The sequence below is a fragment of the Alcaligenes sp. GCM10023179 genome (genome assembly GCF_042653705.1).
GTDB lineage: Bacteria > Pseudomonadota > Gammaproteobacteria > Burkholderiales > Burkholderiaceae_B > Alcaligenes > Alcaligenes phenolicus.
Genome location: NZ_JBHSIQ010000002.1, coordinates 206,638 through 230,775, shown reverse-complemented (window position 1 = coordinate 230,775; position 24,138 = coordinate 206,638). Strand labels below are relative to the sequence as shown.

The window sequence follows — 24,138 nt, the reverse complement described above, 5'->3', positions numbered from 1 at the left end:
TCAGGCTCCAGTAGGGCGACGCTGGCTGGCACTGCCGGGTGCATAGGCTTGCAAGCGATCCAGCCAGCAGCAGGCCGACAGGGTGTCGGCTGCGCCCCCGGGGGACAGGCGACGCTTCATGAAGGCTTGATGCAAGGCTTGCGCGCGTTGCACCGCATCGGGGCTGAATGCACTGCCTGCTTGCAGGTAGTGCATGGCGCAGCGGCGCGCGTAGTGTAGCCCCTCCAGTCCGCCACGATGGGCCAGATTACTATCGTCAAGGACCGCCATAACAGAAAAGAAGGTATGCAGACCCACGGTTTGCAATTGCTGTTCTGCCACTGGTGTGCTGTGCGGAGACAAAGTTTTGACAGCGACTTGCCAGGCGGGCCAGGCCGTTTCAAACAAGGTGGGAAAGCCCTGGGCTGCTTCCTGGTTCGCGCCTCGCAAGCCATAGCGGCGTACCGCCCGTCCGCCCGGCAGTGCGGACGAAGCTTGCAGGCTGCGGGCCTGTAAAGCCGCCCCCCATAATGTTTGAAGTTGGTCCCGAATCGTGGCGGGAGTCAGGGTGCGAAAAGGTAGGCAAGCGCCTGCGGCTGCGCACAGCAGGCCCAGCATGAAGATGGCGCCACGGTGGGTATTGATGCCCCCGGTTGCCGCCTGCATGCGAGCCTCCGCTGCAATCCCGCGAGTTTGCAGCTGGCTGAATGGAACACGCTGTTGGCCCAGAGCCGCCATGTCAGAAAAATAATGGCGCAGGGCAAACAGACTGCGATAAAAAGTGCTGGCATCCATATCGTCATGGCTGCCGCTGTCGAGCAAGGAAACCAGCCCCGGTTTGGGAGCCAGAATCAGCTCGTCATACAGCGCCAGAACCGCCGCACGGCCTATGGCCGCACAACTCCAGGAACGGGATGGATCCATGAAGTCGGCGGCAGTGGGGCGATGCGCCAATGTTTTGGTTTCAATGGCATCAAGCAGCATGAGAGGACTCCGGAGCAGGAGCGTGCTCGGGCCAGTCCGAGTGCGCCTGAATACGTACACCATGAGTGCGTTTGATCATCACTTTGCTGCTGGCACCGCTGCGCCATTGCTGCCATTCACGCCAGGCAATGGCGGCGTCATCCGGGAACAGCAACTCTCCATCCAGACGGGGCAAACCGGACAATTCGCTGATTGCACTTAATAGCTCCACCAGACGATCTGCTTGCGTGGCGCTCTGCACGGGTAGCAGCAAATCCAGGTCTGAACCTTCACGCACATAGCCCTGTCCTGTGATCAGCTCCCAGCCATAACTGCCATAGACCTGAGCCGTGCAGCCATGTGCTTGCATACGCTGGCATAAGCTCAGCCAGTCTTGCGCCAAGGAGGCTGGCAATAAGGTTTGGGCTTCATGGGCGGGGGGGAAACTGCCCCAAGACAGGCTCTGGTTCTGGGGAACGATCAGGGACAGGCGTTGCCGCCCCCAATCGCTCGGTAAAGGAATGCCCACTTGCAACTGCCCGCTACGCAATTCGCCTGGCTGACGGCTGACGACCAGCGGCCAGCCCCGAGTCTGCCATTGACGCAGGCTCTGGCAGGTGTGGCTGGTCGGCTCCAGATCAGCCAGCACCTGATCCCAGGCTGTGTTGTCCAGCGTGATCAGGTGGTGACGGCGAGCGAGCAGTTGGGCTGTCATCAGGATGCCTGCAAGACCTGTTCAATGATCTGGGCAGCCAGGCGGCGGCCACCACGTTCGGCACCATCGCTGGCGCGGCGATCCTGATCATTGGATTGAGCCAGTGCCGCCCGCAAGGAAGCACGCAGTTGCTCTGGCGAACTGCTGTCCCAGACAGACTGAATGCCTCCCATGGCCACGTAGTTGCCTACGCCGGGCGCAAAGACCGGATTGGACTGCGCCAGCTCTTCCAGCATAGCTTCGGGCAGCTTGGTCACGCGGGCCATGGCAGGAATGCGCATGACGCGAATTTCGGCTTCGGGCACGGCATAGCAGGCATCGGCAATCAGACCGGAGGTGATGAAGCCACCGGACAGGGCCTGGTCGTACACCAACCCAATGACCTTGTGGCCTTTGCGTCGGGCCAGATCCAGGCACATACCCAAGTGAGCCATGGCGCGGTTGATGCCAAGCAGCTCATCGCGGCGGCGCAGTTGCTGGCCCTGGGTATCGACCAAAAGCAGCAGGCTACGGCCAGGATGGTTCTTGATGGTGTCCAGCACGGCCTGTGCCTGGGTCAAGGCCAGGGACACGCCGATGGGGGCGTGTTCCGTCGTGCCGATCACGGCCAAGGTCTCGCCATCAAACTGGGCATCGCCCTGCAAGAACAAATCCTGTTCGCTAATGCTGTGCTGCGTATCGAACAGCGATTGCACCAGTGTTTCCCATTTCATGACAGCGCCTCCTGGCTGCGTAATGCTTTGACGGCTGCAGCATCCATCTGCCCGACTTGATCGCTTTGTTCCAGCCCCAGTGCTTGCCACAAGGCTTGGGCCTGATTTTCAGTTTGGTCCCATTGCTCCACAGGCAGCAGGGCTGCGCGGTGTGCCAGCAGCTGATGTTCCTGTTCCAGCTCTTCCAGGGTGACGGGACCACGAGCTGGATTCTTCAAGCCTTGTACGGCAGCGGCGCGGAAAGCGGCCACGGTGTCCGGTACAAGGTCGTCGCAATCGGCAGTCAGCCAGCGGTGTTTTCCGCCACTGGTTTGCCAGACCAAAGCGCGGTCCTTGGAGTCGTATTCTTCGACTCCGTGGGAGGCTTCAATCACTTCCGGGCCGGACATGGCCAGACGGCCGACGTCGCTCATGATCAGGTGGTTGGTGCAGCGGGCCACAATGCCCATACCTCCAAAGCAACCGTTTTGCCCGCCGACCAAAGCAATCACAGGCACTCCGGCATTACGCGTGTCCAGCAGGGCGCGCATCACTTCCGAGACGGCAATCAAACCGGCGTTGGCTTCGTGCAAACGCACACCACCGGACTCCAGCAGCAGGACTACGCCTGCAGGACGGTCAGTCATGGCTCGATGCAGCAGGCCCACCAGCTTGGCGCCGTGGACTTCGCCCACACCGCCGCCCATGAATTCGCCTTCCTGCGCCGCCACATACACGGTCTGCCCCTCCAGCAAAGCACGGCCGATAGCCACGCCATCATCAAAGGAAGAAGGCACTCCCAACTGGGCCAGATGGGGGCTGCTTAAACGTTGTGCAGGCGGCAGCCATTCGTGAAAGCTGTTGGCGTCAAACAGAGCCTGAACGCGCTGGCGGGCAGAACATTCCAGATAACTGCTCATGACTGTGTTCCTTGTGCTTGGCTGCGTGCCAGGGCTTCGCTGGCGGCCTGGTCCAAACGCAGACTGACTACGGCAGGGGTGGCCCCCATATCGTTAATGTCAAAGTGAATACCGGCCAGCGGATGGCGCTGGTGAAAGTCCCGCACCACCGCATCCCAGATCGTGGAGAAACCACGTGCCGAGGTATGAATATGGATGGTGCATTCGGCGCTGTCCTTGGGCTCGGCCAGCACTTCCAGATTGCCCGAACCTACCACGCCCACCAGCACAGGCTGGAAGGTGCCAATAGGCTCTTGTCCTTTGAAGCTATAGGCCAGAGTTTCCAGGCCGTGAGGAATGTTTGTCATCGTGATCTCCTAATGCAAATAGCGTGGCGGGCTATTACCAGTTACGGAAGCGTGCCGGAGGTTGATACAGCCCGCCGGAGGCTTGAACCAGATCCCGCATGCTGCGTGCGGCCAATAAATTGCGGGTGGCCTGGCGTGGGTCTATGCCCAGATCCTGAGGGCGACGGATGATGCCGCGATCGCGCAGGTTCTCCACCATGCGGGCATCTCGGCCCAGGCCCACTTGCGTATAGCCGGCAACACCACGTATGGCTTGTTCGCGCTCTTCGTCGGTACGGCACAGCAAGAGATTGGCGATGCCTTCTTCTGTCAGGATGTGAGTGACATCGTCGCCGTACACCATGATGGGCGGCAGATCCATGCCGGTCTGCTCCTGTAGGGTCCAGGCATCCAGGGTGTCCACAAAGGCGGGCGTCATGTGTTCGCGGAAGGTTTCCACAATCTGCACCACCAGCTTCTGACCACGTGGCGTACCGGCTGCACCTTGGCGTCCTTGGCGTGCCTCTTGCCCGGCTTTCAACCAGGCGGGGCTGGCGTGGCGACGACCACGTGCATCCGCGCCCATATTGGGTGCGCCACCAAAACCGGCAATACGGCCCAGCGTGGCGGTGGAGCTATTGCCATGCAGGTCGATCTGCAAGGTGGAGCCGATGAACAGGTCACAGGCGTAGTGGCCAGCCGCCTGACAGAACGCGCGGTTGCTGCGCATGCTGCCATCCGGGCCGGTGAAGAACACATCGGAGCGGGCGCGCAGATAGTTTTCCATGCCCAGCTCGGAGCCGAAGGAGTGCACCGATTGCACCCAACCGGCTTCGATGGCCGGGATCAGGGCAGGATGCGGATTCAAGGCCCAGTGCTGGCAAATCTTGCCTTTCAGGCCCAGTGATTCGCCGTAAGTGGGCAGCAACAATTCAATGGCGGCGGTATCAAAACCGATGCCGTGGTTCAGGCGTTGCACACCGTATTCCGCGTAGATGCCCTTGATCGCCATCATGGCCATCAAGACCTGGATTTCGCTGATCTGGGCTGGGTCACGGGTAAACAGCGGTTCTATAAAGTGCGGGCGGGGAGCGGGCACGACAAAGTTCACCCAGTCGGCGGGAATGTCCACGCGTGGCAGGCGGGTGGTCTGGCTGTCGACCAGCTCGTTGACCTGGGCGATGACAATGCCGCCGGAAAAAGCGGTGGCTTCCACAATAGCCGGGGTGTCCTCGGTATTGGGGCCGGTGTACAGATTGCCGTGCTCATCGGCGGCCTGGGCCGCGATGAGCGCGACATTCGGGGTCAAATCTACAAAGTAACGGGCAAACAACTCCAGATAGGTATGAATGGCACCGATGTTCAGTCGTCCTGCCGAGGCCAGCCTGGCCAGGCGCGCACCTTGCGGGCCGGAAAAGCTGAAGTCCAGGCGGTTGGCAATGCCTTTTTCAAACACATCCAGATGCTGGGGCAAGGCCAGCACGGATTGCACCATGTGCAGGTCATGAATCTGCGCTGGGTCGACTCCCACCAGTGCGTCGGCCAGAAAGTCGGCCTGCTTCTGGTTATTGCCTTCCAGACATACTCGATCTCCTACTTGTAATACGGCTTCCAGCAAGCTGCTGGCTTTATCCGTGCTGCATATCTTGCCTTGCAAAGAGTCTCCCAGTGCGCGGCTGGCACGTTGCAGTCTTTGCTGGCGGGCTTGATTCTTAAGATTCCAGTTGCTGTCCGTCATTGGGTTTCCCTGTCCTACCTCTGTCGATGTGATCCGTTGAGTAAGCTGCCCGACCCTTCAGGATCGGAGTTCAGGCAGCGCGATAGTTAATGTGCCCAGGCGATGGGCAATGCGGGTGGCCGCTTCCAGTAGCAGGTCATCCTGCCCAGGGCGGGCAGCCACTTGCAGTCCTAAAGGAAGCCCGTGGCTGCCAAAGCCGATGGGCAAGTTGATGCATGGAATGCCCAATGCCGTCCAGGCACGGCACAGCACGGGATCGCCCGTGGTGTCGCGTGTGGGAGCCTCGCCCAAGGCGGCGGCGCTCAGGATCAGGTCTGCGTCGCCGAAGATCAGCTCGGGTTGGCGCTTGACCTGATTGATCAGGCCTTGAGCCTGAATCAGTTCGGCAGGTTGAGTCTGTGCGCATTTATCCAGATAAGTCTGCAAAGCAGGCGAGAGCAGTTCCAGGTGTTGCTGGCGTTCATGGCTTAAATGGGCCAGTACTTCAGCTCCCATGATGGCTTGCTGCGCGTGGGTCAGTTCACCAAACAGACTGTCCCTGTCGCTAAGCTGAACTTCAAACTGGCCGTCATCCGTTTTCAGGTGAGTTACGGTCGCTTCCAGCCGATCACGCAAATCCTCGGCAATGTCCTCCCACCAGGGCGTGTGCAAAAAGCTCAGGCGCAAAGGGGCTTGCTGCAGGACTTGCGATACTTCCGGCGTGCTGCGCAGTGCGTTGAACACACGACGCACATCCTCCAGACGCTGGCCCAGGATTCCCAAAGTGTCCAAAGAGGGACTGATGGTTTTCAAGCCGCTGCTGGGCAGGGCGCCGAAGCTGGGTTTGAAGCCGTAAATTCCGCAGAACGTGGCGGGGCGCACCACGGACCCCGCTGTCTGGGTGCCCAAAGCTACCGGCACCACATTGGCGGCCACGGCAGCGGCCGAGCCGGACGACGAACCACCCGGCGTGTGCTCCAGATTCCAGGGGTTGCGTGTCTTGGGAGGGCTGAACAGCGCAAATTCCGTGGTGACGGTTTTGCCAAAAGGCACGGCACCGGCCGCACGCAGGGCCTGCACAATGGCAGCGTCCTGTGTGGGGCGGTTGTCGCGATAAATGGGCGAACCATAGGTGGCTGGAGCGTCCGCCGTATTGATCAAATCCTTGATGCCGATGACCAGCCCCTTCAAGGGGCCGGTGTTGTTCTCCTGCTCTTGGGCGACATGCCGTACCTGCTCCTTGTCCAGATGGGCAAAGGCCTGAATCAGATCCTCGGTTTGCTCGTAGCGGGCAATTGCTGCCTCTGCTGCCTCCTGGCTGGATGTCCTGTTTCGGGTAGCGAAATCATTCACAGACATGGCGCGTCCTTAGATCGTGAAGGGTGCGATAAGAATAGCAATCGTCAAAATGACGGTGCCAATCAGAAAGGCCACGACAGTAAAGCCCATCACTTGTCGTACATTCAGGCGCGCAATGGCCAGCACAGGCAAAAGCCAGAAGGGCTGGATCATATTGGCCACCGCCTCGCCAAAGGCCACGGCCATGGACATCAGGCCCAGGTAGGCAGGGCCGTCCTGACCAATGGCCAGGGCCGATTGCACAGCGATGGGGCCTTGCACACCCCAGTGTCCGCCACCGGAAGGAACAAACAGCGAGATGATGATGGAGGCGATAAAGGTCAGGAAGGGCAGAGTGTATTCATTGGCCCCGGTCACCAGCGCGGAGGACAGGATTTCTTCCAGGGCGCGACCGCCTTCCATGGGGATATAGGCTAGCAAGCCCATGATGCCGCCATACAGCGGGTACTGCAGAATCAGCGGGCCTGCCGTTTTGGCGGACTCGACAAAGGATTTGATAAAGCGGATAGGCGTCCAGTGCAGCAGGGCACCGGTGACGGTAAACAGCATGATCATGGATGAGATGTTCAGCGCAAAACCGCTGCGCACGAAGTAGTACATACCCGCGGCAAAGAACAGCACATTCAGAATCCACAGGTTTTCCAGCTTTTCGGCTGGGGTGCTGGGCTTGGTTTTGGGCAGGTCTTTTTCAATGTCAGCAAAGACGGCGGGGTCGGGTGGTAAGGCGTAGTCGGGCTCCATGCGCCAGATCGTCAGAAACAGCAGGATGATCAGGGCCACAACTGGAATCCAGCTATAGGGCTGGAAAATGGTCAGGCTGAACGGCACCGTCATGCTGGTCAGTTGATGGATGACGTTGATGGGGCTGTTGGGATCGGTATTGGCCAGGGCAATCGAGCTGGACAGACCTTGAGTCCAGAGCAGGTAACCCATATAACCCGAGGCAATCAGATAACCAAAGTGCACATTGGGCAGACGGCGGGCAACCTGGCGTGCAACCAGGGCACCGGCCACCAGACCCAGGCCCCAGTTCAGCAGGCAGAAGATCGCGCCCACGGCAAAGCACAACAGGGCGCCTTCAACTTGTGTGCGGGCACGGGAGGCCAACCAGATGATGGCGCGTTTCAAGGGCGGTGCTTCGGCCAGGGTGTAGCCCGTTACCAGAATCAGCACCATTTGCAGGGCAAAGGTGAAAATGCTTTTGGGACCCCATACCCCGCGATACCAGGCATCCACCATTCCTCCGGGGGTGGCGCCATCGACAAACAGGGCAATCAGTCCTACAACCAGCAAGCTCAGGATGACGGCGAACAGATACGGGTCCGGCATCCACTTTTCTACGTAACGCACGCAGATATTGGTAAAGCGGGTCAGCAAGTTTGGCCTGGGTTTGGCCGAGAGGGTAGCAGTGGTGTTCATGATGAACTTATCCTTGTTTTTGTCTCCCCGACCTGGCTAGTGGGTCGGCTGATGGATGTGGATGCTGGATACACAGTCCCGCTAGCGCGTACTCCTCGGTAATGACTGTTGCCTGTATCTCGCCTTCCTTTTTTATGGTGTGCCCCTTAGGGGGCTTATCGTTGTGCCCACAAGATAGCGACAGGCTGGTGCGTGGATCAATAAAGCAAATGTTGTTTTATTTACGCGCGGCGAAACGATGACGCGTTAACCCTAGGGAGAAAAGGGCGTGCGAATGCTGCGACACGCGGCTTTCGATATAAAGCTGACAGTTTTTTGAGAAATGGGGATATTTAGCTAAAACGAACTGATTAGAGGACCAGTTTGAATGGCGGCTAGAGCACTGTTTGAAACGGAACTGCTTTTTTCAGCAGCCAAGCTGGGATGAGTGCGGCTTGGGAAGGGGCCAGGCTTATCGCCAGCGTAGTTTCCTTTGTCTTGACAGGCTGAGCCTGGAAGAGCCACCTGCGTTGATGAGGAAAGCAGGGGGAGGGGGAGGTTCGAGGCGTAAAAAAGCACACAGGGCAGGCTGTGTGCGGATGAGGGTGTTAACGATCCGACACCATTCAGGGGGAGAGATCCGCCCAGATTTAAAACTTGTCGGCGACCGAATCCAGCGCGTCGCGCAGCAAACCGGCAATTTCTTTTTGCCGTGGCGCAGGCATGCGCTCGGTAATGGCCGTGACACTCATGGCCAGAATGGGGCGGCCTTTGTGATCGCACAACGCGCAGCCCACACCCAAAGCACCGCGTACGGCGTAATTGCCTACAACCGAGTAGCCCCGGATACGGGTGTTGGTGACCAACTGGCGCATCTCGCGCTGAGTCATGCCACCGTACTGATCCAGTTGATTGGCATTGCGTTCGATAATCTGCTCGATCGCTTCGTCCCCAAGTGTGGCCAGATAGGCCATGCCACCCGAACCCACGCCCAAAGGCTGACGCTTGCCTACATAAGTGGCCAGAATCTGTACCGGGTAGGGGCCAATTTCGCGCCACAGGCTAACGGAGTCGTCGCCATCGCGGCCCACCAGAAAGACCGCGTCGCCAGTCTGTTGAGCCAGCTCTTGCATGATGGGCTGCATGATGGTGACACGCGGGTCCAGTCCAAACAGGCCCTGATCCTGGCGCGTGGCGCTGTAGCGACGGCTATGGCTACTGTTCTGGACCAGACCGTGATCGATCAGGGCGGCCAGCAGCCGGTAGATGGTGGGGCGCTGTAATTGCGTGGCGCGCGACAGGTCGGTGACGCTCAGCCCTTTGCCTTGATGATTCTGCAAAGTCTTGAGCACCAGCAGGCCGCGTTGCAAGGTGCGCGGCCCGGCCTGATCCTGCGGTTCTACGGTCTCGGGAGTGTTCATGCTTGAAAACAGCTATTGCTTACCGAAAAAGTAACTCAGTAAGAATATACGCCAGCCAAGAAAGTGTCCACTGTGTGATCGCTCATAAAAGACAATGCCCGCTGGGTGCAGCGGGCAAGAGGGGTAGCGCGTTTGAAGGCAGGTTTTAGCGATGTTCCGGGCCTGCCGACTCGTCTTTACGTTGTTCGGGGATGGGGTGGCCCGCTGTTTTGGCGGTCTTGATCATGGCGGTACACAGGCCGCGCAACATATCCACTTCGTCCAAACTAAGCTGGGCGCGACCGAACAGGTGCTGCATGCGGGGCACCAGCTTCTTGGGGTGTTTGGGGTCCAGGAACTTGACGCTTTCAATGGCCTGTTCCCAGTGCTGCAGCAAGGCTTGCACCTTGGCTTGGGGAGCCAGCTCCTTGCCAGGGTCTGCCTTGCCATCCGTATTGGGCAGCAGGCTGGCACCGCTTTCAGCCAGCAAGGCATAGCGCAATTCCCAGGCAGCCAGTTGCAAAGCTTGGGCGACATTCAGGGAACTGTATTCAGGATTGGCCGGAATATGGCAGACGTATTGGCACTGGCTGATGTGATCATTGGTCAGGCCCACGCGTTCGGTCCCCAGCACAATGGCGACGGTTCCGGCGTGCTGGCGCAGATGCTCACGGCTCAGTTCGGCAGTCTGACGTATATCGGCGGCTGGCGGTCCTAAATAGCGGGGGCGGGCCGTCAGGGCAAAAGCCAGAGTGACCGGTTCCAGTGCATGTGCCAGAGTGGGAACAATAGTTGCTTGCTCCAAAACGTCGACGGCACCGCTGGCCAGCGAGATTGCCTGAGGGTTTTGTGCAACGTCCGGGTCTAGCGGGTCGACCAGACATAAGTCGCCAAAGCCCATGGTTTTGATCGCTCGCGCTGCTGCGCCCACGTTTCCAGGGTGGCTGGGTTGCACCATAATGAAGCGAACCCGGTGAAAATTATCATCAAATGCCGATGCTTGCGTCTGAGTCATTTAAAATAGCTACTTTGAAGCTACGCTTCCTGTGTCTGCTCACGCGATTTTGCCCTGCAACAGGGCACGCCAGGCAGGCTCAATTATTGTTAAAAAAACGGAATTTCCATGCACCCGATGCTCAATACCGCCATCAAGGCGGCTCGCCGTGCCGGCACCATTATCTCTCGCGCCAGTCTGGACCTCCAGCACCTGTCGGTTGCGCGTAAAGGCCCTAAAGATTATGTCACGGAAGTGGATCGCGCAGCAGAGGAAGCCATCATTGAAGTGTTGAGCGAAGCCTACCCCGACCACGGTTTTATCGGCGAGGAAACGGGCGAGCGCCCACCGCTGGAACCCGCAGGCGAAGGTGCTCCCGAATACCAGTGGGTCATTGATCCTCTGGATGGCACCACCAACTTTATCCACGGCTTTCCGTGCTACGCAATTTCGATTGCCTTGATGCACCGTGGCCAGGCTGCCCATGCCGTCATTTACGACACCAACCGCAATGAAATGTTCACGGCCAGCCGTGGCGGTGGTGCCTTCCTGAATGACCGTCGTATTCGTGTCTCGGGCCAGACCCGTTACCACGATGCCTTGATCGGTGCACACGTGCCGGATTCGGGTGCAGGCGTGAAACCTACCTCTCCATTTGCCGATATGCTGGCCGAATGTGCTGCCGTGCGTCGCGTGGGTGCAACGGTTTTGGATTTGGCTTATGTGGCCGCAGGCCGTCTGGATGGCTTCTGCGCCGTTAACCTTAAACCCTGGGATCTGGCTGCCGGCACCTTGCTGGTGACCGAAGCCGGCGGTCTGGTGGGCGACTTTGAAGGCGAACAAACCTGGAAAGAGACTGGCAATGTGATTGCCGCCAGTCCGAAGATCTTTATTCAGATGCTGTCGCACCTGCAAGATTAAGAACCTAGACCCCGGCATTGCCGGGGTGTTCTTTTAATCACAGCGCCAAGGAGCTGAGATGGAGTGGTTGATGGACCCGACCGCCTGGGTTGGGTTACTCACACTGGTAGTTCTGGAAATTGTGCTGGGCATCGATAACCTGGTGTTCATTGCAATTTTGGTCGACAAGCTGCCTCCGGCGCAGCGCGACCGGGCTCGTGTGCTGGGCCTGTCACTGGCCTTGCTGATGCGCCTTGGCTTACTGACGGTCATGTCTCATCTGGTGCAGCTGACCGATCCTTTGTTCTCCATATTCAGCCTGGATTTCTCAGGTCGCGATCTGATCATGATCGTGGGCGGTTTTTTCCTGCTGTTCAAGGGCACACTGGAGCTGCACGAACGTATTGAGAACCGCAGCGCTCATGCTTCCGGCTCGCGCATGTATGCCAGCTTCTGGGTCATCGTGGCGCAGATCGTGGTGCTGGATGCCGTGTTCTCCATCGACGCGGTCATTACGGCGGTGGGTATGGTCGAGCACCTGCCCATCATGATGGCGGCGGTGGTCATTGCCATTGGCATCATGCTGGTTGCTTCCAAACCCTTGACGGCTTATATCAATAGTCGCCCCACGGTGGTGATCCTGTGCCTGGGCTTTTTGTTGATGATCGGCTTCTCCTTGCTGGTGGAAGGCTTTGGCGTACATGTACCCAAGGGTTACCTGTATGCGGCCATTTCCTTCTCCATCCTGATCGAAATGTTCAATCAGCTGGCGCGTCGCAAGTTGCGTATGCTGCAGGCTGGTCGTCCCATGCGTGAGCGTACGGCCGAGGCTGTGCTGCGCATGTTGGGCAAGCGTCCCGCTTCCGGTGAAACGGCCATCGGGCCGGATCTGCCCGGTGCGGCGGCGCAAATGGTGTTCGGTCAGGAAGAGCGCAATATGGTCAGTGGTGTATTGACCTTGTCCGAGCGCACGGTGCATTCGGTGATGACGCCGCGCAATGCGATTACCTGGGTGAATGTGCAGGACGATCCTGAGGTCCTGCGCGAAAAGATGACGCATGAACCCCATAGCATGGTGCCAGTGTGTCGCGGTTCGCTCGATGAGGTTATTGGCATTGGCCGAAGCAAAGAGTTACTGGCAGACCTGCTGATTCATGGTCATATCCGTCTGGACCAATTGCGTCAGCCGGTTTTTGTGTATGAGTCCATCGGGATTTTGGACCTGATGGAAACCATCAAGCAAAGCCGCGGGCAGCTGGTCATGGTGACGGACGAGTTCGGCACTATTGAAGGTTTGGTGACGCCTTTGGATATTTTCGAGGCGATTGCAGGCGACTTCCCCAGCGAGGACGAAACTCCCGATATTGTCCAGGAGTCCCAGGACCACTGGCTCCTGGACGGCTCTACGGACTTGCATCATCTGGAACAGATGCTGGGTGTGGATGGTCTGGTGGATGAAGAGGAAGAATATGCCACCCTGGCCGGTTATCTGCTGACGCGTTTCGGACAATTGCCCAAGGTGGGCGATGTGTGTGTGCTTGAGCAAAGCGATGCGGTGTATCGCTTCAAGGTGGAAGAGCTGGAAGGGCGTCGCATTTCGCAGGTCAGCCTGGAACGTGTGCCATACGATGATGAACAAATCGATCCATTTCTGGCGTCTTAATTTTTATTGGCTTTGATTCGGACAACATGACTGAGCAAACTCTCTATTTGTTGAAAGCCCTGTTTCTGGGGATTGTTGAGGGCATCACGGAATTCATTCCGGTTTCCAGTACGGCGCACTTGCTGATCTTGGGCTCCTGGATTGATTTTTCCTCGGGTGATGCCAAGGTCTTCGAGGTTGTCATTCAGTTTGGTTCGATTCTGGCCGTGATCTGGATTTTTCGCGCCCGTTTGATTCAGCTGCTCACCGGGGTCTTGCGCGGAGATCGTACCGAGCTGATGTTCACTCGCAATCTGCTGATTGCCTTTTTGCCCGCTGCCGTTATTGGTGCTTTGACGATTCAGTACGTCAAAGCCTTGTTCCATCACCAGATTGTGTTTGTGTTCACGCTGGTATTGGGTGGTTTGTTGATGCTGTGGGTCGAGCGCAAACCGCAGTACGCGAAGAACACGTCGGAGCTGGATCAGGGTGAAACCGCCACCTCGCAAAAGGCTACCGCCTTTGCCTTGGAAGAGATCACCTGGAAGCAGGCTTTGGTGGTTGGGTTTGCCCAATGTATTGCCATGGTGCCAGGTACTTCACGTTCGGGCGCCACTATTATCGGCGGCATGCTGGCCGGTATTCAGCGCAAGACCGCCACGGAGTTTTCTTTCTTCCTGGCCATGCCAACCATGCTGGCTGCTACGGTTTATGACCTGTATCGCAACGGTGCGTCCTTGAGTGCAGATCAAAGTACCGCGATTATTGTGGGCTTTGTTGCTGCTTTCTTTAGCGCCTTGTTCCTGGTGAAGGCCGTGCTGCGCTTTGTGTCCAGTCGCACCTATCGTCCTTTTGCCTGGTATCGGATTGCGTTGGGCGGAGTATTGTTTGTGTGGCTGATGACTTAGACCTTTGCCGCCTAAGATGTTTTGAAATCCCCGCTTGCTTGATCTGCCAGCGGGGATTTTTCTTTTCAGGGAGGCTCGGTAAATGTCGTCTTTTCACGCACATACTTTACCTACCTACCTACCTACCTACCTACCTACCTACCTACCTACCTATCTATCTATCTATCTATTTATCTGTCTAGCTGTCTATCCGTCTGTCTGTCCGCGTATCTAGCGATGTACCAATTTGATAGGCACTTTTTTGGTGATTATTGTGTTCAAGGGTTTGTTGGCAAATAGCGGGTTTGTCGCCCGTCATTTGGTCTGGCCTGGTTCGGTTTCGATACGCTGCTGCTTATTGAAAGGAGCTTGGTCTCAGCAAGACGCCTCTCGGTTCGTCTGCCCCGGTATCCGGGCTGACTATTTGCCGGTGCTGCGCACCGGTACCCTGGTCGGTGTTCGGATACGGGCGCGCCCTTAACGCGCGGGGTGTCTTGTCCACCGGACAAGACACAAGCGTCCCGCTCAAACATAAGGGCGCTTGCACCCCGTATCCGAATACCGCCTGCGGCAAGCAGTCTGAACCGCCCGGATACCGGGGCAGACGAACCGAGAGGCTCACAGTTAGGAAGGGACAAGCAGCCTTGCTGCTCATGGCGCCAAGAGTCGGTGGTCGGGCACGAGACCAGCCTTCGGTGGTCCGCTTTGGTTGCCGCGAGCGAAAGTATCTTGTTGGCAAAAATCACGGTCTTTTTTGCGTTTTTGAGGGGGCAGTTGGGCTCGACGGGCGAGTCAGGGCTCTGGCCGCAGGCTCTTGCAGTATCCAGGATGCAAGCCCTGTGCTGTTTGAGCGGGGCGCTTGTGGTTCATCCGGGGGACGAGCCACCCCGCGAGTTCACAGGGCGCCTGGATACTGCAAGAGACCAGGGAACTCGTGCGCAGCACGGGCCGGAGACCCGCCAAGTCGAGCCCAACTGCCCCCTCAAAAATGCTTATGCACCCACCTTGATTCCTGCCACCAGCACCGTGTGAAGAAAAACAGGTTTTATCGCAAGAAGGTATAAAAAGACGTGGAGCTTAAACCTAGCTGGCTGTAGGTGAAGTCACTCTTACTGAGGTCCCAGTGTCTGACACTGATCCTCTTGCCCCCACTGGTGCAGGCAGAGCTGTACACCTTCAATGCTGATATAGCCGCCCCGTCGTCCTCCTTCCGAGGAGTCAGACTCCCAATCCGGGAGTACCCAGCGGCGTACCGGCTCAAAGCCGGGAATGTCATGTACTGCAGGGCGATGTGTATGGCCATGAACCATGGCCTGCACAGGATGCGCCTCGCAGGCTGCCACAATAGCTGCAGGCTGCACATCCATGATGTCTTTGGACTTGTATTGCTTGCCGCGCTGGCTACCGGCGCGGGCTGAATCAGCAATACGCTGACGCAAGCTTAAAGGGCAGGCCAGATAGAGTTTCTGGAGCCAGGGTTTGCGTACCCAATGGCGAAAGCGTTGATAGGCCAGATCGTCCAGGCAGTACTCGTCGCCGTGCGACATCAGAATCAGGCCGGCAGAAGTGTCCAGAACGACTTGATCGGGCAATAGCGTGGCGTGAACATGGCGGGCGTAGGTTTGGCCCAGCAGGAAATCGCGATTGCCGCGCATCAGATACAGCGGATGCTGCTGCGCGAATGTGCGCAGCGCCTCACTGACTTGAGCAAGCCAGGGAGCAGGGTGGGCGATTTGATCGTCACCAATCCAGGCATTGAAAATATCACCGCCCAGGATCAAGGCATGAGCTTGATGCTGGGCGAAGTGCAGAAACTGCAGGAAATCCTGGACGGTGTCTGGATTGTCCGGACCCAGATGCAGGTCCGCAGCAATCCAGATGTTGCCCGCAAGCGTGAGCTTATTCGACAAGCGTGGCTTTTTCCAGAACGACGTCCTCAACGGGCACGTCTTGGTGGAAGCCCTTGTTGCCGGTGCGCACGGTCTTGATCTTGTCGACCACGTCCATGCCTTCGATCACGCGGCCAAATACGGCGTAGCCCCAGCCATTGGCGGTAGGAGCGGTGAAGTTCAGGAAGTCGTTGTCAGCCACGTTGATGAAGAACTGAGCCGTAGCCGAGTGTGGGTCGGAGGTGCGAGCCATGGCCAGGGTGTACTTGTCGTTCTTCAAACCGTTGTCGGCTTCGTTCTTGACAGGAGCGTTGGTGGCTTTTTGCTTCATGTCGGCCTCAAAGCCGCCGCCCTGGATCATGAAGTTGTTGATCACACGGTGAAACACGGTGCCGTCGTAAAAACCGCTGGACACGTAGTCCACAAAGTTGGCTACGGTGTTGGGGGCTTTTTCTGCGTTCAGTTCGATCAGGATGGTGCCCTGGTTCGTCTGCAGTTGGACGCGTGGAGAGGTGCTCATAGAAGTGCCTTCAGAAGAAGTGGAAGAATCTGCTGCCATAGCCGGACTGCTCATCATAGGCATAGCCATACAGGCAGCAATAAGCAGGGTGCGCAAGCTGCGAGCCTGATCACACCATTGAAATGTGCTTGCAAACATAAGATAGGGACAACCCAGTCAAAGAAAAATCTTATTGTTGCAGAATTTGGCCAGTTTGTTGCGCACGCTGGGCTGCTTTGGGCACACCACTGGCGGCGGCCTGACGGTAGGTGTCATTGGCCAGCATCAGTTGGACTTCACCCATATTGGCGCGGGCCAGTGCGTAGGAGGGATCGGCGGTCAAAGCCATTTTCAGGGCTTCCAGGGCCAGGTCCAGCTTGTCCTGCGCAATGTACTCGGCCGCCAGATTATTCCAGGGCTCGGGCAACTCCGGGTAATAGGTGGTCATGTTCTGGTAGAGGCTGATGGCGCCATTGTGGTCACCACTGGCTGACAGGGCGCGTGCTTTCAAAAACAGCAGTTGCACATTGGCACCGGGCTCACCACGGTCCTTGCGTTGCTCCAGCTGTTTTTCGATCGCCTGCAAGGCGTCGGCATGACGGCCCTGGGCAATCAAGGTGCTGATGCGCTGGCTGACTTCAGCGGCGCTAAGCGGCAAAGAGGTATCGACGCTGGGGGCCAGCACGTCCAGAGCACGGGCCAGACCCTTCCAGCCACGTTCAGGTTCGGGAGCGATATCCAGCAAGGGATCGTTCACCCGCGCACTGGGCGGGGGCAAATCGGGCAGGGATTGGGCGCTCACGTTTTGACCCAGGGCCAGAAAAAGGGCCAGGGTGCAAGGAGCGAGAAACCGAGTCCGTCTAGGTGTACTGAACACAGAGGGGGCGCCTATAAAATCTGGCTTGAAGACCAGGAAGGTTGGTAGATTGCTGCCTTTAACGAGGTCTGCTTGCTATACTTATTGACCATCATTCTAACCTTGCCTCTTGCCGGGCGGGAAATACGGAACCTGATCCAAGGGCAATTGTTCTGGCACAAGGTTCCGATTTTATGACGATTACAGGCCATGTTGCGCATTTATAACTCGTTGTCACGCTCTAAAGAGGTGTTTTCTCCGGTTGAACCGGGCCACGTGCGTATGTACGTCTGTGGCATGACGGTGTACGACTTCTGTCACCTGGGACACGCTCGTATGCTGGTCAGCTTTGACATCGTGCAGCGCTGGTTGCGAGCAAGCGGCTATCGCGTCTCCTATGTGCGCAATATTACCGATATTGATGACAAGATCATCCGCCGTGCCGTCGAGCGCAAGCAACTGATGTCTCAGGTAACGGACTTCTATATTGCCGCCATGCATGCCGACGAAAAGGCCCTGGGTGTGCAAAGCCCTGACTCGGAACCACGCGCCACGCAGCACGTGCCCGATATGCTGGGCATTATTGCCAAGCTGGAAGAAAACGGCCTGGCCTATCAGTCCGAAGACGGTGATGTGAACTACGCCGTGCGTCAGTTCCCCGGCTACGGCAAATTGTCGGGTCGCTCTTTGGATGATCTGCGTGCCGGTGAGCGTGTTGCCCTGAACTCGGCCAAGCGTGACCCTCTGGATTTTGTGCTGTGGAAGTCGGCTAAAGAAGACGAACCCGCCGAATCCAAATGGGAGTCCTCCTACGGTCTGGGCCGTCCGGGCTGGCACATCGAATGTTCGGCCATGAGCAAGGCGCTGCTGGGTCTGCCCCTGGATATTCACGGCGGTGGCCCGGACTTGAAGTTCCCTCACCACGAAAACGAAATTGCTCAAACGGAAGGCGCCTTTGGCGGTCAGTTGGCCAATGTCTGGATGCACTGCGGCCCCCTGATGGTGGACTCGGAGAAAATGTCCAAGTCCCTGGGCAACTTCCGTCGCATCCGCGATACCGTGGCGCCCGAAGGTCTGGCCGACGAAGAAAGCAGCTACATCGCCAACCCGCGTGAAGCTGAAATGTTGCGCTTCTTTATTGTGCGCAACCATTACCGCAGCCTGCAAAACTACGCACCAGATAATCTGCGCGATGCTCAGCAGGCTTTGGACCGTCTGTACCAGACCCTTCAACACGTTCCTGCCGCCGACGTCCAAATTGACTGGACTCAAGGCCCCGCTTTGGCTTTTGCCGAAGCCATGAATGACGATTTCAATACGGCCGGTGCTATTGCCGTTCTGTTTGAACTGGCTGGCCAGGCCAACCGCGACAAGGATGCGCAGGCCGCCGGTTTGATGCGTGCCCTGGGTGGCGTGATTGGTCTGTTGCAAGTGGACCCCGCCGTCTACTGGCGCGCCAGCACACGCTTTGGTCAGGCGGCCAGCGTGGCCGGTGCCGACTCCTTGAGCGACGCCCAGATTGACGAGCTTCTGGCGGAACGCGGCCAGGCTAAACAGAATCGCGACTTTGCGCGCGCCGACGCCATCCGTGAGCAGCTTAAAGAGCAGGGCGTAGAGCTGGAAGATCGGCCAGGTGGAGCAACACAATGGCGCAGGGCCTAAGCGGCGTTCAATCCGGCCCTCAAGTTCGTTTGGTGGGCAAACCTGATTACTGGGACGACGCCTGCGCCCAGCTGATGAAGCGCGATCGTATCTTGCGCAAGCTCATCCCCCAGCATGGCGACTACTGGCTGCAACATCAGGCTCCGGCTTTCACCACTTTGGTGCGTTCCATCGTGGGCCAGCAACTGGCCTCGCGTACGGCGGACCAGCTGTGGCGCAAACTGCTGGACGGCTGTGGCCAGGCGCTCTCGCCTGAACTTATTTTGGAACTGGGTTACGAGGCCCTGCATGGTTTGGGTTTGCCCAAACGCAAGGCCGAATACATTGTTGATTTGGCGACTCACTTTGATGCTCGTAAAATCGACCCCCAGGCATGGCAGTCCCTGTCTGACGAAGCCGTTATTGCAGATCTGTGCGCCATTCGTGGCGTAGGTCGCTGGACGGCAGATATGTTTCTGATTTTCAACTTGCACAGACCCGATGTTCTCCCTTTGGATGATGCGGGCCTGCTCAAGGCAATCTCTCAGCACTATTTCAGCGGCGAGCCGGTCTCCCGGTTCGAGGCGCGTGAAGTTGCTCAAGCGTGGGCACCGTGGTGCACGGTGGCTACCTGGCATCTGTGGCGCAGTCTGAACACAGTTGCGGTACGATATTAAATTAGGCCTAAACCTTAAGAACCGACATGCGAAATACATTCCTGGAATTTGAGCAGCCTTTGGCCGAGCTCGAAGGCAAAATCGAAGAGCTCCGCTATGTGCAATCTGATTCCGCTGTGGATATTTCAGAGGAACTCAGCCGTCTGCAGCAAAAAAGCCAGACGCTGGCCAAGAACATTTACGCCAAGCTCACGCCTTGGCAAACGGCCCTGGTTGCTCGCCATCCACAACGTCCATACACCCTGGACTATGTAAACCAGATCTTCTCGGACTTTCACGAACTGCATGGCGATCGCATGTATGCGGACGACCTGGCAATTGTGGGTGGTCTGGCCCGTTTCAACGGTACGCCTTGCATGGTGATTGGTCACCAGAAAGGTCGTGATACCAAAGAGCGCGCCCGTCGCAACTTTGGCATGCCGCGCCCCGAAGGCTACCGTAAAGCCCTGCGCTTGATGAGGTTGGCGGAAAAATTTGGTATCCCTGTCTTTACCTTCATTGATACTCCCGGCGCCTACCCTGGTATTGGCGCTGAAGAGCGTGGCCAGTCCGAGGCAATCGGTCATAACCTGTTTGCCATGGCCAAACTGCGTGTACCTATCATCTCCACCATTATTGGTGAAGGCGGTTCGGGCGGTGCGTTGGCAATTGCCGTGGGTGACGTGGTCTCCATGCTGCAATATTCCACCTACGCCGTGATCTCGCCCGAAGGTTGCGCCTCGATTCTGTGGCGTAGTGCGGACAAGGCGCCCGTGGCGGCTGAGGCCCTGGCCATTACCGCTCCCCGTCTGAAAGAACTGGGCCTGGTCGATCGCGTGATCAACGAGCCCATTGGTGGCGCACATCGCGATCCCACCATGATGGCGCGCCAATTGGGCCGTGCCCTGGCCGACGCCTTGCGTCAGGTCTCGGGCCTGAGCACCGAACAACTGCTGGCGCAGCGTATGGAACGTCTATTGGCCTACGGTCGTTATCAGGAAGTTCGTGCCTGATCCATTGCCTTCCAGTCAGCTGGGGGGCTTTAGCCCCTCACCCCCGCTGCTGGAGGCGCTTAACCATCACCTAAGTTTCAAAAGCGGCGATTGCGTCGCTGTCGCCTTAAGTGGTGGTGCGGACTCGGCAATGCTGGCGGTACATGCCCATCTTTGGGCCAGCCGCCGCAAAGTCACACTTCATTTTTTCCATATTCATCACGGCCTGCAAGCCATTGCCGATCAGTGGCAAGCGCATGTGCATGACTTGGCTGCGCGTTTGCAGCGACCCTGTCACAGTTTGCGGGTCCAGGTACAGTCCCGCCGTCTAAGCGCTGATGGTATGGAATCTGCCGCGCGTGATGCCCGTTATCAGGGCCTGGCTGAACTGGCGCATTTTGTTGGCTTGCAGCATGTACTGCTGGCTCATCATCAAGACGATCAGGCCGAAACGGTTCTGATGCGTTTGCTGCGAGGCACGGGTACAACCGGTCTGGGGGCGATGGCACCCCGTATGCAGCGCGATCAATTGCAGTACTGGCGACCCTGGCTGGAGCAGCCCAGGGCACTTATTCTTCAAGCCAGTGATGCGTTTGCCGCAGCCACAGGCTGGTATGCGGTACAAGATCCCACCAATATCAATCCTGATTACACCCGTGGTGCAGTACGCGATTTGCTCACGCCTGTACTCGACGCGCGCTGGCCGGGCTGGCAAAGCCGTTTGCAGCGTCAAGCCCAGCTAAGCCGCGAAACACAGGAAGTATTGGATAGTGTGGCCAGCCAGGATTGGCTGACACTGGAACCTGATGAAACAGGACGCAGTTTCAGTTTGGTGGCCTGGCGTAGTCTGGAGCCAGCGCGGCAAAGCCTGGTGCTCCGTTATTGGTTGCAGGAGCAGGGCGCTGGCTTGCCTACGCAAGCGCGTCTGGCAGAACTGCTCAAGCAACTGCGCGGGCTGCATGCCCGGGGGCACGACAGAAATTTGATGTGGAAGCATGGACAGAACCTGGTGCGCTGTGTGCGAGGCCGGGTGCAGATCGAATCTGCCGGTCCAGGCGACCAGCAAGCAGGCCGGGTGGCCGATCAAGCAAGTAAGTAGTTTGGGGTGGCCTGTGGCAGGAGCGTGGGCTATGGTGTTGAGTCGACAAAGTATGTGTTTTTTTGCGTGTGTATGTGGTAGAGCCTGCGCTTGGGGCACAGAAAGTCGTTAGAATAGTTGGGTTTTGTGTCTATCCCAGACCTTAGCCCTTTGATGCAGAGTAAAAGATGTCCCTGATCGTACATAAATATGGCGGCACGTCGATGGGCTCGATCGAGCGCATCCAGAATGTGGCGCGTCGGGTTGCCAAATGGCATGCCGCCGGGCACCAAGTTGTGGTGGTTCCTTCGGCCATGTCCGGTGAAACCAACCGTTTGCTAGGCCTGGCCAAAGAACTGAGTATTCAGCCTGATCCGCGCGAGCTGGATATGCTGGCCGCTACGGGCGAACAAGCCAGTAGCGCTTTGTTGGCCATGGCCTTGGCTGCCCAGGGCGTTCCCGCCCGCAGCTACGCCGGTTGGCAAGTTCCCGTCAAGACCGACAATGCCTACACTCGTGCCCGCATTAGTTCTATTGATGACACCCGCATTCGCCAGGATCTGGACGCAGGCCGTGTGGTCGTTGTGACCGGCTTCCAGGGGGTGGATGATGAAGGCAATATCACGACCCTGGGTCGTGGTGGCTCGGATACTTCCGCGGTGGCTGTTGCCGCTGCCATGAAGGCCAGCGAATGCCTGATCTTTACCGATGTGGATGGTGTCTACACCACCGACCCGCGCGTCGTGCCCGAAGCACGTCGCATGAAAGTGCTGTCCTTTGAAGAAATGCTGGAAATGGCCTCTTTGGGCTCCAAAGTTCTTCAAATCCGGTCTGTGGAATTTGCTGGCAAGTACAAGGTGCCTGTGCGCGTCTTGTCCTCCATGACCGACCCCATGATTTCGCTCGAAGAAGAAATGTCTTCGGGTACGCTGATTACTTTCGAGGAAGACCAAAAAATGGAAGCTGCCGTTGTCTCTGGCATCGCCTTCAGCCGTGATGAAGCCAAGTTCACCCTGCGTGCCGTTCCCGACACCCCCGGCGTGGCCTATTCCATTCTGGGCCCCATCGCAGCGGCCAACATCGAAGTCGACATGATTTTGCAGAACCTGTCGGTTCAGGGCACCACAGACTTTTCCTTTACCGTCAGCCGCAACGACGCGCTGCGTACCAAGGAACTGCTGATGAACCAGGTCGGCCCGGCTGTGGGCGCTGGCGAAATCGTGTTTGATGAAGCCGTGTGCAAAGTGTCCATCGTTGGTATCGGCATGCGTAACCACGCTGGTATTGCCAGCTCCATGTTCCGCGCCTTGTCCGAAGAGGGCATCAACATCCAGATGATCAGCACCAGCGAGATCAAGACCTCGGTGATTATTGCCGACAAGTACATGGAATTGGCGGTGCGTGCTCTGCACAAGACGTTCGAGCTGGATCAGGAAAAATAATCCCTTTAGCTATTTGCATTGGTTTTTTAAAAATGCTATAGTTACTTCTTTCCTAGAGCTGGAGACGTGGCCGAGAGGTTGAAGGTACTCCCCTGCTAAGGGAGCATACGGCTTATACCCGTATCGAGGGTTCGAATCCCTCCGTCTCCGCCAGCTGGAATTAAATTAAGCCCTTGTTTTCAAGGGCTTTTTTTATTGTCTGACGCATAGTGTCGCCAATGTTCGGACCCACGCTCAAGCTTGTCTTTGTGCAAACCCGGTCCTGGTTCAGGCAGTAATGGCGACAACAAGACGGGCATCACACTTTTCCAAACACAAGAACAAAAAATAATTGTTACTTTTTTATTTTGCCCACTCAGGCGAAGTGAAACGGTAGAGTGTCCTTGGCAGCAGCGTTTCAAACAGCATGGATTGTTAAAGCGCAAGGCTTTTCAGTCCAAGACTGTTGAGGATTGAAAAGGCTGTGTCGTTTTTGGCACAGGCAAAGAAAAGCAGTCATTCCCGTGCTTACAATCGACCAATGTGTTTTACGTCGTTCAAGACGGGTGGTCTTGTTTTTTAGGGCGAGCGATGATTAAACGAGTCCTCTGTATCTGTAGCATGGCCTTGATGGGCCTGCCTTTTTTGGCATCGTCAACTGAGCTGGCATTGGATGACCAGGTCGTGACTCGTTATGTGCAAAGCCTGGGTGAAATCTTGCCGGTGCTGCAAACCGTGGAGCGTAGCGAGCCGGTTTGGGATGGCGGTCTGCCAGACGGTTTCCCACCCATGCTGGAGGTGGATCAGGTCGAGCGCGGTTCCGACATTTACCGTCAATTGAACAGTCTGACGCAAAAGTATGGCTTTGCCGGACTGGAGCAATGGGATAGCGTGGGACGCCATATCTGGCTGACTCGTCTCTATATCCAGGAGCGTGAAGATCTGGACTCGGTTTACGAGCAGCTGGATGCGCTGGAAGCGGCCTTGCGCGATAACGCACGCCAATACTCCACGGCTGAACTGGAGCAGTTGATGCGCACCTTCCAGATCAGTAAAAACCATATTCTGCGCCTGGTTGCAACCCGTAGCGATGTACCGCCGGTACAGGCTCATCTGGCTGAACTGGACGCTGCCCTGGCTTCTCTCGAATAAGCAACTAATCTGCTTTTTTCCATTTTCTCGGGCGTCGCAATGGCGTCTGTTCAAGATTTGTT

Annotated in this window: 22 protein-coding genes and 1 tRNA gene; 10 read left to right on the top strand and 13 right to left on the bottom strand. The window is 57.4% G+C overall.

Going from position 1 to position 24,138, the window contains the following annotated elements; genetic code table 11:
* The 10 genes from ACFPDR_RS10445 to ACFPDR_RS10400 all read right to left on the bottom strand — a co-directional run bounded on the left by ACFPDR_RS10445 (window position 1) and on the right by ACFPDR_RS10400 (window position 10,484).
* Window positions 1-963 carry a triphosphoribosyl-dephospho-CoA synthase gene (locus ACFPDR_RS10445; protein WP_376911106.1) on the bottom strand — a complete coding sequence of 321 codons (963 nt, stop codon included), beginning with the start codon at window positions 961-963 and terminating at the stop codon, window positions 1-3.
* Entirely contained in the window at window positions 953-1,657 is a 705-nt protein-coding gene (gene mdcG, locus ACFPDR_RS10440; protein WP_376911105.1) for a malonate decarboxylase holo-[acyl-carrier-protein] synthase, read from the bottom strand. Before mdcG ends, ACFPDR_RS10445 begins: the two co-directional genes overlap by 11 nt.
* Window positions 1,657-2,370: a biotin-independent malonate decarboxylase subunit gamma gene (mdcE, locus tag ACFPDR_RS10435; protein ID WP_022983522.1), complete on the bottom strand. Its 714-nt coding sequence runs from the start codon at window positions 2,368-2,370 to the stop codon at window positions 1,657-1,659. The genes mdcG and mdcE overlap by 1 nt, the downstream gene beginning before the upstream one ends.
* Window positions 2,367-3,269 (bottom strand): biotin-independent malonate decarboxylase subunit beta, encoded by a 903-nt coding sequence (locus ACFPDR_RS10430; RefSeq protein ID WP_376911104.1) that lies wholly within the window; start codon window positions 3,267-3,269, stop codon window positions 2,367-2,369. Before ACFPDR_RS10430 ends, mdcE begins: the two co-directional genes overlap by 4 nt.
* Entirely contained in the window at window positions 3,266-3,616 is a 351-nt protein-coding gene (mdcC, locus tag ACFPDR_RS10425) for a malonate decarboxylase acyl carrier protein (RefSeq protein ID WP_009457832.1), read from the bottom strand. Before mdcC ends, ACFPDR_RS10430 begins: the two co-directional genes overlap by 4 nt.
* A 34-nt stretch (window positions 3,617-3,650) precedes the next feature.
* On the bottom strand, window positions 3,651-5,333 hold the full coding sequence (gene mdcA / locus ACFPDR_RS10420; RefSeq protein ID WP_035270904.1) for a malonate decarboxylase subunit alpha: 1,683 nt from the start codon (window positions 5,331-5,333) through the stop codon (window positions 3,651-3,653).
* 57 nt (window positions 5,334-5,390) lie between these two features.
* Complete coding sequence (locus tag ACFPDR_RS10415; RefSeq protein WP_376911103.1) at window positions 5,391-6,671, bottom strand: amidase; 1,281 nt, start codon at window positions 6,669-6,671, stop codon at window positions 5,391-5,393.
* Between the two features lie 9 nt (window positions 6,672-6,680).
* Window positions 6,681-8,090, bottom strand: a complete 1,410-nt coding sequence (locus ACFPDR_RS10410) for a short-chain fatty acid transporter (RefSeq protein WP_035270901.1) — start codon at window positions 8,088-8,090, stop codon at window positions 6,681-6,683.
* A 629-nt stretch (window positions 8,091-8,719) separates the two neighbouring features.
* On the bottom strand, window positions 8,720-9,490 hold the full coding sequence (locus ACFPDR_RS10405) for an IclR family transcriptional regulator (protein WP_022983524.1): 771 nt from the start codon (window positions 9,488-9,490) through the stop codon (window positions 8,720-8,722).
* Between the two features lie 145 nt (window positions 9,491-9,635).
* Window positions 9,636-10,484, bottom strand: coding sequence for an RNA methyltransferase (locus ACFPDR_RS10400; protein WP_088450892.1), 849 nt, complete (start codon window positions 10,482-10,484; stop codon window positions 9,636-9,638).
* A 108-nt stretch (window positions 10,485-10,592) separates the two neighbouring features.
* On the opposite strand from ACFPDR_RS10400, the gene ACFPDR_RS10395 reads away from it, so the two are divergent.
* The 3 genes from ACFPDR_RS10395 to ACFPDR_RS10385 are packed head-to-tail and all read left to right on the top strand — an operon-like array spanning window position 10,593 to window position 13,913.
* On the top strand, window positions 10,593-11,384 hold the full coding sequence (locus ACFPDR_RS10395) for an inositol monophosphatase family protein (protein WP_060185686.1): 792 nt from the start codon (window positions 10,593-10,595) through the stop codon (window positions 11,382-11,384).
* A gap of 58 nt (window positions 11,385-11,442) precedes the next feature.
* A complete protein-coding gene (locus tag ACFPDR_RS10390) occupies window positions 11,443-13,026 on the top strand; it encodes a TerC family protein (protein WP_035270896.1) in 1,584 nt (527 codons plus the stop codon).
* 26 nt (window positions 13,027-13,052) lie between these two features.
* On the top strand, window positions 13,053-13,913 hold the full coding sequence (locus tag ACFPDR_RS10385) for an undecaprenyl-diphosphate phosphatase (RefSeq protein ID WP_239055223.1): 861 nt from the start codon (window positions 13,053-13,055) through the stop codon (window positions 13,911-13,913).
* A 1,088-nt stretch (window positions 13,914-15,001) separates the two neighbouring features.
* Here ACFPDR_RS10385 and ACFPDR_RS10380 read toward each other — a convergent pair.
* The 3 genes from ACFPDR_RS10380 to ACFPDR_RS10370 form a co-directional block, all read right to left on the bottom strand.
* Entirely contained in the window at window positions 15,002-15,802 is an 801-nt protein-coding gene (locus tag ACFPDR_RS10380) for a UDP-2,3-diacylglucosamine diphosphatase (RefSeq protein WP_376911102.1), read from the bottom strand.
* Window positions 15,792-16,301, bottom strand: a complete 510-nt coding sequence (locus ACFPDR_RS10375; protein WP_045931048.1) for a peptidylprolyl isomerase — start codon at window positions 16,299-16,301, stop codon at window positions 15,792-15,794. The genes ACFPDR_RS10380 and ACFPDR_RS10375 overlap by 11 nt, the downstream gene beginning before the upstream one ends.
* Before the next feature lie 169 nt (window positions 16,302-16,470).
* A complete protein-coding gene (locus tag ACFPDR_RS10370) occupies window positions 16,471-17,082 on the bottom strand; it encodes a tetratricopeptide repeat protein (RefSeq protein WP_226348582.1) in 612 nt (203 codons plus the stop codon).
* 264 nt (window positions 17,083-17,346) lie between these two features.
* Here ACFPDR_RS10370 and cysS point away from each other — a divergent pair, with 264 nt between their 5' ends.
* The 7 genes from cysS (at window position 17,347) to ACFPDR_RS10335 (ending at window position 24,076) form a co-directional block, all read left to right on the top strand.
* Window positions 17,347-18,798, top strand: a complete 1,452-nt coding sequence (cysS, locus tag ACFPDR_RS10365) for a cysteine--tRNA ligase (RefSeq protein ID WP_035270889.1) — start codon at window positions 17,347-17,349, stop codon at window positions 18,796-18,798.
* Window positions 18,783-19,454: a DNA-3-methyladenine glycosylase family protein gene (locus ACFPDR_RS10360; RefSeq protein WP_042483969.1), complete on the top strand. Its 672-nt coding sequence runs from the start codon at window positions 18,783-18,785 to the stop codon at window positions 19,452-19,454. The genes cysS and ACFPDR_RS10360 overlap by 16 nt, the downstream gene beginning before the upstream one ends.
* Before the next feature lie 26 nt (window positions 19,455-19,480).
* Window positions 19,481-20,446, top strand: coding sequence for an acetyl-CoA carboxylase carboxyltransferase subunit alpha (locus tag ACFPDR_RS10355; protein WP_022983527.1), 966 nt, complete (start codon window positions 19,481-19,483; stop codon window positions 20,444-20,446).
* Between the two features lie 130 nt (window positions 20,447-20,576).
* Complete coding sequence (gene tilS / locus ACFPDR_RS10350; RefSeq protein ID WP_376911266.1) at window positions 20,577-21,524, top strand: tRNA lysidine(34) synthetase TilS; 948 nt, start codon at window positions 20,577-20,579, stop codon at window positions 21,522-21,524.
* 167 nt (window positions 21,525-21,691) lie between these two features.
* Window positions 21,692-22,945: an aspartate kinase gene (locus ACFPDR_RS10345; protein ID WP_022983529.1), complete on the top strand. Its 1,254-nt coding sequence runs from the start codon at window positions 21,692-21,694 to the stop codon at window positions 22,943-22,945.
* A 60-nt stretch (window positions 22,946-23,005) separates the two neighbouring features.
* A tRNA-Ser gene (locus tag ACFPDR_RS10340) sits at window positions 23,006-23,098 on the top strand.
* Window positions 23,099-23,515: 417 nt separating this feature from the next.
* Window positions 23,516-24,076: a hypothetical protein gene (locus ACFPDR_RS10335; protein ID WP_230940584.1), complete on the top strand. Its 561-nt coding sequence runs from the start codon at window positions 23,516-23,518 to the stop codon at window positions 24,074-24,076.
* Window positions 24,077-24,138 lie beyond the last annotated feature (62 nt).